The following is a 16,897-nucleotide window of genomic DNA, read 5'->3' as shown; positions in this document are numbered from 1 at the left end:
AGGACTGCAAAGGTAGGTACTATTTTTTGATTTTCAAGGGCTTGGGTGAAAAAGTTTTTTGTAATGAATTGATTAGGTGGAGGGAGTGGGTGAGGATGCTGTCAATTTACTTGCCAGCCTGTCGTCTGAACGATAGTGACGGATATAAAGCTGCGCGACAGGTTACCTTTTCCATTTTTAAGGTATCAATGCTAAAGCACCGTATGAAAGTGGTCTGGCAAAGCATAAAACAACATCCAACCTCAGTAATATTTTATATTATTTACTGCTTGCTTTGGTATAGCACATATGGCTTAATTTTTCATCCTATGAGAGAGGGCGGCCTGTTAGTGTTAGCAGGGATTTTTACAGCCATAGTTTTTATAATAATTAGCTTAGTTAATGCCTCTCAAACCAACAACTACAAATTTTATCTTTGGCTAATTGTATTTATCGTTATACCAGTTGTAATAGAGTTTTGCTTAAGTAGCATGCAAGTACAGCTTAAATAATTTTGTAAAGCAGTTGCTGTGCTGCTATCTTCCGCCTGCCCCCGCTTTTCGCTCATACTGCACAATCTTTAGGCGCCGGGCCGGTATCCGCTGCAATCGGGTTTAGTTGGCAACGCCTTTGCCCCCTCGGGTTTACCTCTTGTAAAGAAACTTAAAAGGCGATTAAAAAACTCGTCCTTGAATTGAATATGATCCTGGCCTCTGCATAGTAATTATATTAAAGAAAATGGTGACAATATTTTGCCAGTAGCTAAATTTAAACATTACTGATTATCAGCTATTTATTCATGTTAACGGGTGTTCACGGCCGTGAACGTGAACACTTCACGTCATGTGCAGGCCTTCGTAAGCCGCATCCGCTGCAATCGGGTTTGAGTAAGGATAAAATCCCTCTTTGTCATTTCGAACGAGGTACGAGGAGAAATCTTGTTCATTATGCAATTTCGCCGCCTGTCATTTGAACAAGATTTCTCCTCGCTGTCGCTCGTTCGAAATGACAATCAGTAAAAGGCAGAACTATTTTAAAATATACTTTTGCCATTTAAACTAAAATTATACTTTTGCCACCCCAATGCGAAAGTAGCTCAGTTGGTAGAGCACGACCTTGCCAAGGTCGGGGTCGCGAGTTCGAATCTCGTCTTTCGCTCCAATCCCTTCCATAACCGGAAGGGATTTTTTATTTATGCCTGTAGCACAGTCGGCAATTTCCACGTAATATCAATACGATAATCCCTGTAACAGCTACTCAATAAACTGTTATTATCAATCTTTACTACCAGATACTGATTTATTAAATTAAGTTGTAGGATATTTTTTAAATTAAAAGTATAATTAATTATATTTGCTATAACTAACAGATTTAATCAAACTGTCGGTTATTAGTTAATTAAAAAGTATGGAAAGCAGGTATAGCGCAAGGCCAAGCCTGCTTTCTTTTTATTTTTTCTTAACCCATGCCACATTTGTTGCTACAAATGCTTTATCAATATTTCCCGCAGTATCTTTCTCAAACCTTAGTTTAAATTGCGTATCTGCATTATAAAATTCCACATCACCAATCCTGAAAAATTCCAGCTTGTTTCCATCCCACGATTGGGTGAGTATTAGCTTGGTTTCCCGGGCATGCAACTGTAAAAACACATCGGCTTTATCTGCACGGCTAAATTTTCCGGTAAAGGTATTAAGCTTATCCTCAGTAAAACCCGCGTTTTGTAAAGCTTTGATGTGATAACCTGTAGCAATATTAGCCGTATCCAGTTCCAGTGCCTTTTTATAATTTTTAATGGCCAGCTGCTTATCGCCCACATTTTCGCTTGCTTCGGCAAAACTATCGTAAGCATTGGCGCTTTGCGGATAAATGGCTACCTGCTGCTTAAAAATGACAAAGGCTTGTTTATACCGAGTTTGCTTCATCAACACATATCCATAAGCATTAATATCCCTTTCGGAAAATTGATACCCTTTGCTTTTGAGTTTATTAAATATGTTGGGCACATTATTAAACCCTTGTTTCCTCAAAGCATTATAAAGCTTCGGCATGGTTTCGGGATGATCGTAGCCTAAACCCAGCCACCGCATAGCCCAGGTTGTTTGCTTCCCCATGAACGTATCTACAAGCTGATCGGTAATTTTCAAGGCCGATGTGCCACGGGTAAAGAAAACCATACTCTGTTTGGTAGCAGGATTAGCTAAAAAAAACGAATAAAAATCGCCGGTACTGCCCCAATGCCATAGCATGTTGCCATTTTCATTTTGTTGCAGGCCAAGGCCAAGCCCCCAGTTAATGTAGTTATCGGCTTTGCCGGTAGCATGGCCAAGCCATTGTGCAGTACTTTGTTTACTAAACATCAGCTTTTGCGTAGCGGGTTTTAGTCCTTTGCCTGCAAGCAAGGCCTGTAGAAACAGGTTATAATCGTGCGCATTGGTAAGTAAGGTAAACGCGGCATTAGGCATCATGGCGGCAAGGTCTTTATTCTCCGGCCCAATTATGCTGGTATCCATATTGCTGCTTTGCACATAAGTACTGCTTTGCATGTGCAGTGGTTTAAACACTTCTTCCTGCATAATCTGCTCAAGCGGCTTGTTTGTTAGCTTTTCAACCACCTTTTGCAAAAACCAATAGCCCTCGCCCGAGTACGAAAAAGAACTGCCGGGAGCAAATAATAGTCTAACAGGCTCGCCAGTGTCAAATTCCTGAAATTCTGCCAGACCAGAAGTGTGGCTTAAAACCATCCGCGCCGTGATCATGCTATAGCGCGGGTCTTTGGCATCAAACCTTTTATAAGTATCTATGTAACTCATCAACGGTGTATCCAACGAAAGTATCCCCCTATCATATAGCCGCAAAACCGCATAGGCAAAAACACATTTACCTAATGAGCCAGCTCTGAAAATGGTGCTTGAATTTATCTTTTTTGTTAACCCCTCTTTACCAACACCCATATTGTAAGCGCTTGTTTTACCGTTGGCTGTATAAACCAATTGGATTCCCGGCAAGTTGGTATCTTCCAATAATTGCTGTAGTATCTGCTGCTTTGTTTGCTGGGCATATAATGCGATATAGGGAAAAAGCAAAGACAACAAAAAGGCAATTCGTTTCATAGAATGGTTACGGCTATTTATATACCAAACCTATTAAATTATTTAATAAAACAAAATTATATTTTACAATATTACAATTAAGCAAAACTAAATTATGAAATAGCAAGTATAAAAACTAAATACTATGCAAATATTTGGAATTGTTCATAAACAAAAAAACCTGCAACGGTTAGGTTGCAGGCGTACTTAGGTTTATAATAGATCAGTATAGTTTCTTACTTTAACACTTCCCTGCTGATAACAATCTTCTGTATCTCGGAAGTTCCTTCGCCTATGGTACACAGCTTGGCATCACGGTAAAACTTCTCTACCGGGAAATCTTTGGTATAGCCATATCCACCGAAGATCTGCACTGCCTCGTTAGCGCAGCGCACTGCTACTTCAGATGCAAAGTATTTAGCCATAGCAGACTGCTTGGTTACCGGCAAATGGCGGTTTTTCAAATCAGCAGCCTGCATAATTAATAGTTCGGCAGCCTCTATCTCGGTAGCCATATCGGCCAGTTTAAATGCTATCCCCTGGAAATTACTTATTGGCTGGCCAAACTGGTGGCGCTCTTTAGAGTAAGCAACCGCAGCTTCAAACGCACCTTTGGCAATACCTAATGATAAGGCCGCGATCGAGATACGCCCGCCGTCCAATACTTTCATAGCTTGTTTAAAGCCTTCGCCTTCTACACCTAAAAGGTTTTCTTTTGGTACGCGGCAATTATCAAATATCATTTCGGTGGTTTCTGATGCACGCATGCCCAGCTTGTTTTCTTTTTTACCCGCGCTGAAGCCCGGTGTACCTCGCTCAATTACTAAAGCCGAGATCCCTTTTGAATCACCCTTTTCGCCCGTACGCACCATTACAACAGCCAAATCACCGCTTTTACCATGGGTTATCCAGTTCTTAGAACCGTTTACTATATAGTGGTCGCCATCTAAAACGGCGGTAGTTGCCATGCCCATTGCATCGCTTCCGGTGTTGGCCTCGGTTAATCCCCAGGCGCCCAACCATTCGGCAGTGGCCAGTTTGGGTAACCATCTTTGTTTTTGTTCTTCGTTGGCAAAAGCCAGGATGTGGCCGGTACATAACGAATTATGCGCGGCAACCGATAAACCTATCGACCCGCAAACTTTTGCTATCTCTACAATAACGGTAACATATTCGGCGTAGCCAAAACCTGAGCCACCATATACTTCCGGAACCAGCACGCCCATCATGCCTGTTTCGCCCAATTGCTTAAAAAGATCTATCGGGAAATGCTGCTCTTCGTCCCAAGCCATTACATTTGGCCTGATGTGTTTTTCGGCAAAATCTTTTGCCATCTGGCCTATCATTTTTTGATTGTCACTTATAGAAAAGTCATAACCTGTAGGGCTATCCATTAATAAATTATCCATTTTTAAAGTACTATATTATATTGGTTTGCAGTAAAACTAACGATTAATTTGCCCACTTGGTTTACCTGTTTCAGCCATCAAATCAATAACAAAACGGTATATGGTACAAATAATAGCTTTAAACGCCACAAGTTAAATTTATTATGCATGCATAGCAAATAATATTTTTTCAATTAATTTTTTCCTGCTGACATAGGGTTGTCATTAGCTGGATGTTTCTTTGAATTATAAATCAAAAACACATCACTATGGCACTAATTGAATTTTTCCTGAAACAACTGAATGAAGAATCAGTAACCACCCGCAAAATGTTATCGCGCGTACCTGATGACAAATATGACTGGACTCCACATGTAAAAAGCATGGATGTGCGCCGCCTATCAACCCATATTGCCGAACTGCCAACCTGGATAACAATGGCTTTAACTACCGATGAACTCGATTTTGAAAATAACAGTTATGAATCGACGTTTTTAGATACCACCGGGCAATTGCTGGAACTGTTTGAAAGATCGCTGGTTGATGGCCGCTCGCAATTAACAGCTGAAAATGAAAGCAAGCTTAACGAGAAATGGACGCTACGCAGCGGGGATACCATTCATAGTGTAAGCACTAAAGGCGAAATTATCCGCATGGCGCTATCGCAGATCATTCACCACCGTGCACAGCTGGGAGTTTACCTACGCCTGTTAAACGTACCTATTCCCGGCAGCTACGGCCCAAGTGCCGATGAACCGACATTCCAATCGTTAGAAGTAGAAGCTTAATTTTCCGCACTCCCGCCCTGTCATTTCGAACGAGGTACGAGGAGAAATCTTGTTCATTAAGCATAGTTCACTACCTATCTTATGAACAAGATTTCTCAAATCGTTCGAAATGACAGGTGGGTTTAATCTACCGTCAATTTAATTATCGTATCGTTCGGGTCAATAGCCAATCCGGTAGTATAAATAAACACCCCCTCCGGCTGTTGTTTAAATTTAATCGTGCTGCCATTACTTAGTAATACCGCTTTGTTCACTTTTTCTTTTACCTGCGGGATAAAGATATAAGGCCCACCCTGCGGACTGGTAATGTGTGCATACATAGTTTTGTTTTTAACCGTAACCACACCCCATGGCTGTGGCGGTACGCTGCTTCCGCGAGTACCATAAATACTCTCACCATTCTTTTGTATCCAGTTGCCTACAATAGCCAGTGTATCGGTAAACTCAGATTGGATCTTACCATTTGGCATTGGGCCAATATTGAGCAGGAAGTTGGCATTGCGCCCTGCAGCGTTCACCAGGTAGTGGATGATCTGTTTTGACGATTTAAAGCTTCTGTCGGTGATATTAAAGCCCCAGCTGTTGTTGATAGTTTCGCAGGTTTCCAGTGGTAATTTGCCAATCGTTTGGTCGGGAGCAAAGCCTGTGGTATTGGCACCCGGCAAATCCTTTTCAAACATTTGGAAATCTTCGCCGCTCTTTGGCGCCACATGGTGATTATTTCCCACCATTATAGCCGGGTTTAGTTTATGTATCAGCGCGTAAATTTCATCATAATGCCAGTTAACTTTAGTGCGTTCCCAATCGCCATCAAACCAAATACCTTTTACACCCGGGTATTTTGTTATCAGCTCGGTTAATTGGTCTTTCATGAATTTTATATAGCTATCCCAGTCGCCTTTTACAGGTTTGCCATCAACAATCTGGCTGTCGAAAGCATAATCGGGCCTGCCCCAATCCAGCAGTGAGTAGTAAAAGTGTAGTTCGATGCCTTCCTTTTCGCATTCTTTTGCCAGTTCCATCAACGGGTCTTTATGGTAAGGTGTTGCATCAACAATATTATAGGGCGACATTTTTGTGCCGAACATGCTAAACCCATCATGGTGGCGCGAGGTAATGGTAATGTATTTCATACCTGCCTGTTTGGCAAAGGCAACCCACTCCTTGGCGTTAAAGTCTTGCGGATTAAAAAAGCCTGCCAATCTTTTATAGCTATCGTAAGGGATCTTCTTATCGTGCATCACCCATTCACCATTACCCAAAATACTGTAGATACCCCAGTGAATAAAAAGCCCAAACTTCATATCCTGAAACTTTTGCCTTTGGGCAAGATTATCAGCCGTAGGCGTATAAGTCCCCTGTGCCGCTAAACGGTTAGTAGTTATGGCACTCAGTAAACACAGTACTAATAGCGTTCTTTTCATATCGGTAGTTTATAGTTGAAATATCTTATCCATTAAAACCCATTTTTCCCCTGCAAGCGCACCCTTTATGGGCTGCTGATATTTCCACATCAGATCCTCCCATTCCTGCACTTTTGGGTTATCTGCATCCATAGCGGCTTTTTTTGAAAAGGTGAAATCGGCATTAGCTTCTATGAGCATAACCAGCCGCGTACCTTGCCGGTAAATTTCCATATTGGTAATGCCCGAACCGGTAATGCTATCTACTATCTCTGGCCAAATTGCTTTATGATGCTCTTCGTATTCGGCGATCAAATCATCATCATCTTTAAGATTGAGGGTTAGGCAGAATTTTTTCATAGCTAAAGGTTGTGGTGAGCAGATGATTAATTGGTAACACAAGTAAGTAAATGTTTGTGGTAAAAGCAAGGTTTTTGCTGATTTAACATAAAGGGCATATTCTTAACCACAGAGAACACAGAGTTTTTCACAGAGGGCACAGAGATTCAAAACTTTGTGGCCTCTGTGCATTACCAGGTTGCAAATTCTCTGTGCTCTCTTTGGTTAAAATTGTATCAATTGGTTGAATATATTAAAATTCATAGCTTAGTCATTAATGAATACTATGCTTTTCCAATCTGCCAATCTTGACATACGCCGCTTTAACCTTAATGACGATGCCTTCATTTTTGAACTGCTGAACACTCCCGCCTGGAAACAGTTTATTAGCGATCGAAATATCGACAGCCGTGAGGATGCGGTAAATTATATTCTTAACGGCCCTTTAGCCAGTTATAATAAATATGGCTATGGCGCATGGCTGGTTACCTTAAAAGATACCCAACAACCAATTGGCATGTGCGGCTTTTTTAAACGTGATTATTTGGATAAGCCCGATCTGGGTTTTGCCTTTTTACCCGGGTTTGAAGGCAGGGGCTTAGCCTATGAAGCCAGTGTTGCATCATTGGCGCATATCCGTGAAAGCTATGATCTGGATGGTTTATATGCCACCACAACAGCTGATAACATACGCTCGCAGCGTTTATTAGAAAGATGTGGTTTTACGCCCACAGGTTTAGTAACCACGCCCGAGGCCGAAACACTTTTGTTATACACCCTTAGTTTACGATAATATAATATTAACCGGGTACAGATTATTAAACCGGTTTAATAATTTAGCGATATGTTAGATACACGCAGAGATTTCCTGAAAAAAGCGGCAATGCTTACTGGTGCGGCCGGTATGGCTAATATACTACCAGCTTCTATTCAAAAAGCAATGGCTATTAACCCTGCCCCGGGCACTACCTGGGTAGATGCCGAGCATGTGGTAATACTAATGCAGGAGAACCGCTCTTTTGATCATTGTTTTGGTTCGCTGAAGGGTGTGAGGGGGTTTAATGATCCGCGTGCTATTGATCTGCCAAACAAAAACCCGGTTTGGTTGCAATCTAACAAAAAGGGCGAAACTTATGCACCGTTCCATCTCGATATAAAAAACACGCGGTCTACCTGGATGAGCTCTTTGCCACACAGTTGGAACAACCAGGTAAATGCCCGCAACGATGGCAAGTTTGACCAATGGTTGAATGAAAAGCGATCGGGCAATGAAGAATATAAGGATATGCCCTTAACCCTGGGCTTCCATAAACGCGAGGATATTCCTTTTAACTATGCCCTGGCAGATGCCTTTACCGTTTGCGATCAGCATTTTTGCTCGTCGTTGACCGGCACTACCCCTAACCGCCATTTTTTGTGGAGTGGCACTATCCGTAAGGAGCAAAATGAAAACTCGCGGCCAAATGTGTGGAATGAGGATGCCGATTTTGAAACACTCGATTGGACCACCTTCCCCGAACGTTTGGAAGATAATGGCATAAGCTGGAAATGCTATCAGAACGAGATCTCGGTTGGTGTGGGCTTTGAAGGTGAGGAAGATGCCTGGCTGGCAAACTTTACCGATAACAACCTGGAGTTTTTTAAACAGTATAATGTTAAGCTGCATGATAAGCATATCGCTCATTTAAAAAGGCAGCTAACTGTATTACCAAAGCAGATTGCTGAAACACAGGCAAAACTGGATAGCCTGCCAACCGGCGATACCAGCCGCGTAAAACTAAAAAAACAGCTAAAACAGCTACAAGACGAACTGGATGGCATTAATAACAACAAAGCCATTTTAGAACCCGGCGCGTTCGACAAGCTTACCCCGCGCGAAAAAAGCCTGCACCTTAATGCTTTTACCACCAATAAAGCCGACCCTGATTACCACAAATTGACCACATTAAAATACAACGACAACGGCGTTAAGCGCGAAATGCAGATACCAAAAGGTGATGTGCTGCACCAGTTTAGGCAGGATGTAAAAACGGGTAAATTACCAACGGTATCGTGGCTTACCGCGTCAGAAAGCTTCTCTGACCATCCCGGCGCACCGTGGTACGGGGCCTGGTACCTGTCGGAGGTTTTGGATATACTTACCCATAACCCCGAGGTTTGGAAAAAGACCATTTTTATTTTAACCTATGATGAAAACGACGGATATTTTGACCATATACCGCCTTTTACCGCCCCTCATTCGCACAAAAACGGCACCGGAAAGGTATCTGAAGGGATAGATACTCGCGTAGAGTTTGTAACTTTAGAACAAGAGAAAGAGCGCAAAGGATTCCCCAATAATTACGACCGCGAAAACGCGATCGGGCTGGGTTATCGGGTGCCGATGATCATTGCCTCGCCATGGAGCCGGGGTGGGTACGTAAACTCGGAGGTTTTCGATCATACATCGAGCCTGCAATTTTTAGAAAAGTTCATTTCTGAAAAAACCGGCAAGAAAATTAAAGAAAGCAATATCAGCGATTGGCGGCGAACCGTTTGCGGCGACCTAACCTCGGTATTTAAGCCGTATAATGGCGAGCAATTAGCACCCCTTAAATTTTTAAACAAAGAGACATCGGCAGAAGGAATCCATAAGGCACAATTTAAAAAACTCCCTACCGATTATAAATTATTAACTGCCGCCGACATTGCGCTTATCAAAAAGCATCCATCGGCTTCACCCTACATGCCAAAGCAGGAACCCGGCATAAAACCATCATGCGCCCTGCCTTACGAGCTTTATGCTGATGGCCGGTTAAATGAAGATAAAACCGCATTCGAGATAAGGTTTAAAGCAGGCAAAGATGCCTTTGGCGACAAAGCCGTTGGCGCGCCGTTTAACGTATATGCGCCGGGCAGGTATGCATCGCTTAACGATCCGCAGAAAATGGAGGCGGTACGCACCTGGAGCTATGCCGCCAAAGCAGGTAATACACTTACAGATGCCTGGCCATTGAATGAGTTTGAGAATAACAATTATTACCTGCGCACCTACGGCCCTAATGGCTTTTACCGCGCATTTAAAGGCAATATAAAAGACCCCGGAATTATGGTAGATTTTGCTTACCAGATGATAAACAAGAAACTAACCGGCAACATCGTGCTAACCTTCTCGCTGTTTGGCAGCGTAGCGCCGTTAACTGTCGAGGTGATTGATAACTCGTACAAAAGCGGCGTAAAGCAGATGATTGTTCAGCGTGAAAGTTTTGCACCACAAACCATGAAAATCGACCTACGCAAAAACCACAACTGGTACGATTTCAGCATAAAAGTACGTGGTTACGATAGCTTTGAGCAACGATATGCCGGAAGGGTAGAAACAGGCAAGGCCGGTTTCTCAGATCCGTTAATGGGCAGGGCTGTTGTTTAATCCCCTGTTAACAACGGGTTATTAACTACGCCTGCAAATAATATCAGCCCGCTACTGTTTTCGCGAATAGCAAACAGGAAAGGCCTATTTAAATTTAGCTCGGTTGGGGCTGTTGAAGTCTCGCCAACTACAACTGATGTTGCGGCGGCGGCTTCGGTACCTTGCTCGTTTACCTCAATATATGCTTTGTGTTTAACCTCGGTAATATTTATCCCACCGGCGGCGCTTATGCCAGTCAGGTCGGCATTGTCTGAAAAAGCTTTGCCCATGCCTAAGGCAATTAACGGGTCGTTTAATAGTGTGGTATAACTAAATTTAAGCTTAGGGAAATACACCTGATTTTTGCTGCTGCCACTCATAGGCTTCATCCATTTATTCCACTTTGTGGCATCCAGGTTGGTTATTAATTCGTTAATGTTGCTGCTTGCATCAGGCAATATCACAACCATGCTGTACCGGTTGTTTGAGTAGGGCAGTTCGGCAATTTGGGTAAACTTACCGTTATCATTGTCAACATAGTTTCCAAATTCAATTTGCCCGCTCATAAAATCGGCTTGTACGGTACTTCCCGTGCTTGTTTTAAAAGACATTTTCTTGGTATCGGCAGTATTAAATTTATTCTTCCAAATGCTTTTAAAGTAAATGGCGTTTATCAGGTACATACGCACATCACCGGGGATGTTATTAATTATCGATGGGATCTTGCCGTTAGTTTCATCGTTTACCCATTTATTAATTTGATCTTTTGCTGTTGGAGCGGCAAAATCCAGCGCCTGCACCTTTGCCTTGTAAGCGTCGGTGTTAGTTGTTAAAAACTTGGGCACTACATCAAAACCCTGTTTATACCATATCGAGTTGGCTATACTCACTTTAGTATTAGGGTCAAGATTTGGCAATTGGGTTATCAGCTTATTATAATAAGTGTTTATGGCCTCCTGGGTAAACCCATTAAATTCCATGGCGTTATTTATGCCTTGCAGGGTTTCCCCTTTAGCACCATTACTGGTCATCCCTATAGCAAAACTTACACTTAACGGCGATAGAAACACGTTTTCGTTACCAGCGCCTGCGCTGTTAAGCTGCTTAACAAGTTTTAGGGTGAATGCATTATCTGCTGCTACTTTTAGATGTTCGGCCGAAGTAAGTTCAAGTTCCTTTCCTTTATCAGAATTTGGATTATCCTTTTTACAAGAAATAAAGCCCATTACAAAAAGGCATGAGAATAGCAGTGCGGTTTTGCGTGTCATAAGATCAGTTTAAGTGGTTTATGATATTACGCAGATAATTTAATAAGTGATACAGCTAATAAGTAATACTATCGTACACAGATATTTGGAAGATTAGCGTTTGGGCTAAAGCCCCCATTTTCTGATTTCTTATCCGTCCCATAAATGGGACGGCAATGAATGGGAACTTATTAAAATCACTTGTATTTATCATTGCCGTTGGCTTCAGCCAACGGATTACAAACAAAACTTATAAGGCTTTAGCCAAAATTCGGAGCTTGAGCGTTATTTTGATTCTTCCGAACATTTATGTACTATCGTACCAAAACCACTTCCATATTGGTAACCAGCTTATCGCGTGTAGCTTTATTTAAAAAGGCCGGCTTTAAACGTGATACCCAGTAACGTTGGAAGGACGCCAGGTGCTCTACTGTATACCCTTTTGCCGCAAATGACGATGCTACAGCAGCAGGGCCATAAAATATAAAGGGTGGCGGCGGTAATTTGCCACTACCATCTTCACCAACCACAATAATGGGCTGTTTCAGGTAAAATTCCATGGGGTAGTTTGCATCTTCCCAGCTTTGTACAACGGGCAGGTTTGTTGGGTTATTATTATTTATCCAAACAGCGGCCTCGCTGCCGGCCTGGTATTTTAATAAAGATGGATAGAATGAACAGTTAAGGTATACGTTCAACACAAAAGCCATTATCAACGTACGGAAAGCGGTTTGCCGGTAATCTGTATTGGCAAAATTGCCGGGGAGGATAAGCAGCAACCCCAGCCATAGGAACAATGCGAACGCGATATGCCAGGAAAACACCCCCGGCTTAAAAAAATAATGCAAGGCTCCTATCGCCAGTAATAAAACAACCACCACTCCTATTTGCATAACCCGGATAGCTTTTATAGTCTTATCCGACTGCAAACCCACTAAATATTGCGCGGTAATTATCGCGAAGAACGGGAACACAATATTCAGATAATGCGGCAACTGAAACTTTGACGCCGAGAATAGCAGGAAGGTAAGTAACGCCCCGCTGATGCAAAACCACTCGCGTTTCTGTACATCCTTTACCCCTGTTTTTATAAAGTGCCATATAGCAGCGAACAGTACTAATGACCATGGTAAAAAGGCCCACAAGGTAGTGTGTACAAAAAAACTTGGGTCGCCGTGGCCTTTTATAGGGCCGGTATTAAAGAACCGCCCAAACTGGCTATCCCAAAAGAAAAATTTGATACCCGATACTCCCTGCCTGTCAAACACCACCTTTTCCGGGTGTGCGTCAAACTGCTGGTAAAGGCAATAAATTTCGGGCAGGATAAATATCAATATCAACACCGCTGCCAGCAGCCAGCGCAGGTTAAAAAGCTGTTTCCATTGTTTGGTAATAGCCAAATGCCCAGCAATTGCCCCGCCAATAGGTACCAGGGCGAACATCCCCTTTGTCATGATAGCACAGGCAGCAAACAGGGAAGCCCATACCAGTTGCCCAAAGCTTTTACGGGTATATGCTTTATAAAAATGATATACCGATGCGATGATTAGCCCGGTTAAGTAGGGCTCGGCACGTACATCGTTGTTTGATAAAATGATGTGTTGCGAAGTAAGCAATATCAACACCGACCATAACGCGATCTGCTTATTATATAGCTCTTTTGCCAGCAGATAGGTGTAAGCCGCCCCCATCAGCATAACCAATATGCCGGGTAGTTTATAAGCCCAGGTAGTAAAGCCAAACAGCTTAAACGAGAGGGCAGTTACCCAAAACGGAAAATGCGGTTTATCCAGCCAGTTGGCGTTATGGACAAATAGCTGCACATAATCGTTACGCTGCACCATAGTTTTGGCAATAACAGCATATAGCATACCGTCGGGCGCTAATATGGGGATAAATAACCCGCTGAAGTTGAGCAGAACGGCTAACCCTATTAAAAGGTAAAGCCATTTGGTTTTATCGGCGGTAAGTGATTGCTGCATTTTGGGTGGTAAAGTTAATGAGATGCGGATATAAATTGGCTATTGGGGTAAAAATGTTTGTGAGAAGCTAAACGGCACGTCATTGCTGTAAGGACGTTCTACAAAACCACCCTGTCATGCCCTTGCCACACACAAGACCACCATCGTTCTGCCCGCTTTCGCCCGAAGCTGTTTTGCCGACGGGGCCAGGAAAGTTGTTAAGACGCGAAGTATCGCGTCTCTACGGAGGATAATGTAGAGATGCGACACTTCGCGTCTCCCCCGCGTTAGGGATTGCAGCGGATACCGGCCCGTGGCTAAGGCCTGTGCAGTATGAGCGCAAAGCCCGGGCCAAAGGCAACGCCCTTATTCTGTTAATTATATGTTGATATCAATGTTTGTACAAAGAACGATCAACTATTACCACCCCTCGCAAACATTAAATTTTATTTCTAAATTTAGCCAACCTGCAATAACCCCTGTTGCTTAACCAAATAAACCTTCATGAAAAAATTAGCCCTTGTACTGCTGATGCTTTGTCCGTTTGTATTATTTGCGCAAACCGGTAAAGTGTATGATAATTTAACGCTTAATAGTAAAATACTAAAAAGCGAACGTAAATATGCCATTTACCTGCCGCCCGATTATGAAACCAGCGGCCGCAGTTACCCGGTACTATACTTGCTGCATGGCGGGGGTGACGACCAAACCGGCTGGGTGCAGTTTGGCGAGGTGCTTAATATTACCGACAAGGCTATTCGTGATGGCATTGCTACGCCGATGATAATTGTTATGCCCGATGCCAATACAGGCCGCCGGGGGTATTACAACGACATTAAAGGCGACTGGAACTATGAGGACTTCTTTTTTACCGAACTGGTGCCTTTTGTAGAGAAAAAATATCGCATAAAAAGCGATAAACATTACCGCGCGGTAGCGGGCCTGAGTATGGGTGGCGGCGGTAGCTTTGTATATGCTTTGCATCACCCGGAAATGTTCTCGTCGGCATGCCCGTTGAGTGCTTCTACTGGATTTTTGAGTTTGGATGATGCAAAGGCTGGCATCAGCAAAAACACGCCTAACCTACCGGATAGCACCATAAGCAAGTATTATAACCGCTATAGCGTATTAGCTTTGGTGAATGCTATACCAGATGACCAAAAGAAAGCTGTGCGCTGGTTTATGGATATTGGCGATGACGATTTTTTATACGAAGGCAACGGCTTAGTACATAACCTGATGCGCAAAAAGGAGATTCCGCACGAATACCGCGTACGCGACGGAGCCCATAATTGGACATACTGGCGGGCGTCGTTACCAAACGTATTGGAGTTTGTGTCGCAGGCGTTTCATCAGTATTAAAACAGACAATAGTGGATTTTGATGGTTCATAGCCGGGATTTTCTCTATGATCTGTTTACTATTCGCCAAATAAAATATAACTTTAATAAACACTACCAACAACCATATGGAACGTCGTAAATTTTTAATAAACACTGCTTTAACAGCGGGTTCGCTGTCTTTTTTAGGGAATAAAAGTTTAGCCGCAATACTGGCCGCGCCCGACTATAAACTTACCCCCTTGCGCAACAACGTAGGTATCTTTACAGAGCAAGGCGGCACCATTATCTGGATGGTGAACAAAGAAGGTATTGTTTGTGTAGATGCCGAGTTCCCAGACCCGGCAACTCATCTAATTACCGAGTTGAAAAAGAAATCGGACAAGCCTTTTCAATGGCTGATAAACACCCACCACCACGGCGACCATACCAGTGGCAACATTTCTTTTAAGGGGCTGGTAAAAAACGTAGCTGCACATGCCAATTCGTTAACCAACCAAAAGGCAAGTGCGGTAAAACAAAAATCGGAAGATAAACAGCTTTACCCGGATATTACTTATACCACCAAATGGAGGGTTAAGGTTGGCGACGAACAAATAAGCGCGCATTATTTTGGCCCCGGCCACACCAATGGCGATAGCTTTATCCATTTTGAAAACGCCAACGTAGTGCATTGCGGCGACCAGGTATTTAACCGCATGTACCCGTATATTGACCGCAGCGCGGGTGCGTCATGCAGGAATTGGATAGTAGCATTAGAATCGGCACAAAAGCAGTTTAATAAGGATACCATTTTTGTATACGGCCATGCTTTTGACCCGGCAAAAGTTACCGGTACTGTAGACGACCTTAAAGCCATGCAAAACTTTATGGAAAAACTGGTGGCTTTTGTTGATGGCAGTATAAAGGCAGGTAAAACCAAAGAACAAATTTTAAGCGCTACCGCCATCCCGGGTGTAACCGACTGGCAGGGCGATGGCATACAACGCGGCCTTACTGCCGCTTACGAGGAATTAACCGCATAATACTAAATCCCCTAAAATGAAGCATTTATTATCCATTATTACTTCCATCATCACGCTATTATCGGTGTGGGGGTTTACATCACCAAAGCAGTTAAGTTCTACCGATGTTATTAAAAAAATGTACAGCCGCTATCATAGTAAATGGCATACCTCATTAACATTTACACAAACTACCGGCCGTTATCGTAACGATACTTTGGTGAAAACCGATACCTGGCACGAGCGAATTGTTTACCCGGATATGCTGCGGATTGATTTTGGTGGAGATAAAAGCGGCAATGGCGTTATTTACCGGGGCGATTCTTCTTACACCTTCCGCAACAATAAGGTGGTACGTGCCACTAAGGATGAGAACGAACTGATATTCTTTTTAGGCGGGATGTATTTTAAATCTATCGACCAGGTTTTTGCCCACTTTAACGAACTGCATTTTGACCTGAGTAAAGCCCACGAAAGCACCTGGAAAGGCAAAGCCGTATACGTTTTAGGTTCGGCCAGCCACGATGAGAAGGTAAACCAGCTATGGATAGATAAAGAGAAACTGGTGGCCGTGCGTTATTTTAAATATGACCCCCATGGCAAAATGGAGGCTACTTTTGAAGAGCACAAATTGGTAGAAGGCGCGTGGAGCGAAACCCTTTGCAAATTTTATATTAACGATAAATTATTGCAAACCGAAGTTTACCACGACATAAAGGCCAACCAACCTATAGATAAAAGCGTGTTTGACCCTGCTTTGATTGGGAAATAACAAATAAGATCAAATACAAAACTGATCCCTGGCGAATGCCGGGGATTTTTTACATCAACTAATTGTAACTCTATCTAATGAAAAAAAGATTTCTTTTATGGCTCCGTTTTTGGTTTTGGATAGATTTTCTGGGGGTATTCTTATCCCTGACCTTAACAATTACTTACTTAGTTTGGGGGAACTACGCCTCAGAACA

General features: G+C 42.9%; 13 protein-coding genes and 1 tRNA gene. 8 read left to right on the top strand and 6 right to left on the bottom strand.

Annotated elements, in window-relative coordinates; all coding sequences use genetic code 11:
• Both JWQ85_RS18615 and JWQ85_RS18610 read left to right on the top strand, forming a co-directional pair.
• Nucleotides 1–491: hypothetical protein (locus JWQ85_RS18615; RefSeq protein ID WP_299470617.1), on the top strand; the 491-nt coding region annotated here is incomplete at its 5' end.
• A 573-nt stretch (nucleotides 492–1,064) separates the two neighbouring features.
• Nucleotides 1,065–1,140 (top strand) — tRNA-Gly (locus tag JWQ85_RS18610).
• A gap of 287 nt (nucleotides 1,141–1,427) precedes the next feature.
• Here JWQ85_RS18610 and JWQ85_RS18605 read toward each other — a convergent pair.
• Nucleotides 1,428–3,092 (bottom strand): beta-lactamase family protein, encoded by a 1,665-nt coding sequence (locus tag JWQ85_RS18605; protein WP_299470615.1) that lies wholly within the window; start codon nucleotides 3,090–3,092, stop codon nucleotides 1,428–1,430.
• Between the two features lie 215 nt (nucleotides 3,093–3,307).
• Entirely contained in the window at nucleotides 3,308–4,480 is a 1,173-nt protein-coding gene (locus tag JWQ85_RS18600) for an acyl-CoA dehydrogenase family protein (protein ID WP_299470613.1), read from the bottom strand.
• A gap of 248 nt (nucleotides 4,481–4,728) precedes the next feature.
• Here JWQ85_RS18600 and JWQ85_RS18595 point away from each other — a divergent pair, with 248 nt between their 5' ends.
• A complete protein-coding gene (locus JWQ85_RS18595) occupies nucleotides 4,729–5,247 on the top strand; it encodes a DinB family protein (protein ID WP_299470612.1) in 519 nt (172 codons plus the stop codon).
• 122 nt (nucleotides 5,248–5,369) lie between these two features.
• Here JWQ85_RS18595 and JWQ85_RS18590 read toward each other — a convergent pair whose 3' ends face one another.
• Nucleotides 5,370–6,671, bottom strand: coding sequence for an alpha-L-fucosidase (locus tag JWQ85_RS18590; RefSeq protein ID WP_299470610.1), 1,302 nt, complete (start codon nucleotides 6,669–6,671; stop codon nucleotides 5,370–5,372).
• Between the two features lie 9 nt (nucleotides 6,672–6,680).
• On the bottom strand, nucleotides 6,681–7,010 hold the full coding sequence (locus JWQ85_RS18585) for an L-rhamnose mutarotase (RefSeq protein ID WP_299470608.1): 330 nt from the start codon (nucleotides 7,008–7,010) through the stop codon (nucleotides 6,681–6,683).
• 265 nt (nucleotides 7,011–7,275) lie between these two features.
• Between JWQ85_RS18585 and JWQ85_RS18580 the strand changes: the two genes are divergently transcribed.
• Entirely contained in the window at nucleotides 7,276–7,782 is a 507-nt protein-coding gene (locus tag JWQ85_RS18580) for a GNAT family N-acetyltransferase (protein WP_299470606.1), read from the top strand.
• Between the two features lie 51 nt (nucleotides 7,783–7,833).
• The gene (locus JWQ85_RS18575) at nucleotides 7,834–10,398 is read left to right on the top strand and encodes a phosphocholine-specific phospholipase C (RefSeq protein ID WP_299470604.1); all 2,565 of its coding nucleotides are present in this window, start codon (nucleotides 7,834–7,836) and stop codon (nucleotides 10,396–10,398) included.
• Here the strand turns inward: JWQ85_RS18575 and JWQ85_RS18570 are convergent.
• On the bottom strand, nucleotides 10,395–11,645 hold the full coding sequence (locus tag JWQ85_RS18570) for a serpin family protein (protein ID WP_299470602.1): 1,251 nt from the start codon (nucleotides 11,643–11,645) through the stop codon (nucleotides 10,395–10,397). The two genes, JWQ85_RS18575 and JWQ85_RS18570, sit on opposite strands and share 4 nt — an antisense overlap.
• Nucleotides 11,646–11,938: 293 nt before the next feature.
• Nucleotides 11,939–13,606 carry a glycosyltransferase family 39 protein gene (locus tag JWQ85_RS18565; protein ID WP_299470600.1) on the bottom strand — a complete coding sequence of 556 codons (1,668 nt, stop codon included), beginning with the start codon at nucleotides 13,604–13,606 and terminating at the stop codon, nucleotides 11,939–11,941.
• A gap of 483 nt (nucleotides 13,607–14,089) precedes the next feature.
• Between JWQ85_RS18565 and JWQ85_RS18560 the strand changes: the two genes are divergently transcribed.
• The 3 genes from JWQ85_RS18560 (at nucleotide 14,090) to JWQ85_RS18550 (ending at nucleotide 16,701) form a co-directional block, all read left to right on the top strand.
• Complete coding sequence (locus JWQ85_RS18560; protein ID WP_299470598.1) at nucleotides 14,090–14,947, top strand: alpha/beta hydrolase-fold protein; 858 nt, start codon at nucleotides 14,090–14,092, stop codon at nucleotides 14,945–14,947.
• Between the two features lie 106 nt (nucleotides 14,948–15,053).
• The gene (locus tag JWQ85_RS18555) at nucleotides 15,054–15,950 is read left to right on the top strand and encodes an MBL fold metallo-hydrolase (RefSeq protein WP_299470596.1); all 897 of its coding nucleotides are present in this window, start codon (nucleotides 15,054–15,056) and stop codon (nucleotides 15,948–15,950) included.
• Nucleotides 15,951–15,966: 16 nt separating this feature from the next.
• Nucleotides 15,967–16,701: a hypothetical protein gene (locus tag JWQ85_RS18550; RefSeq protein ID WP_299470594.1), complete on the top strand. Its 735-nt coding sequence runs from the start codon at nucleotides 15,967–15,969 to the stop codon at nucleotides 16,699–16,701.
• The last annotated feature ends 196 nt before the right edge of the window (nucleotides 16,702–16,897 follow it).

The sequence above is a fragment of the Mucilaginibacter sp. genome, assembly GCF_028288105.1.
Classification (GTDB): domain Bacteria; phylum Bacteroidota; class Bacteroidia; order Sphingobacteriales; family Sphingobacteriaceae; genus Mucilaginibacter.
The sequence above is the reverse complement of the archived record's forward strand: the minus strand, read 5'-3'. Positions and strand labels throughout refer to the sequence as shown.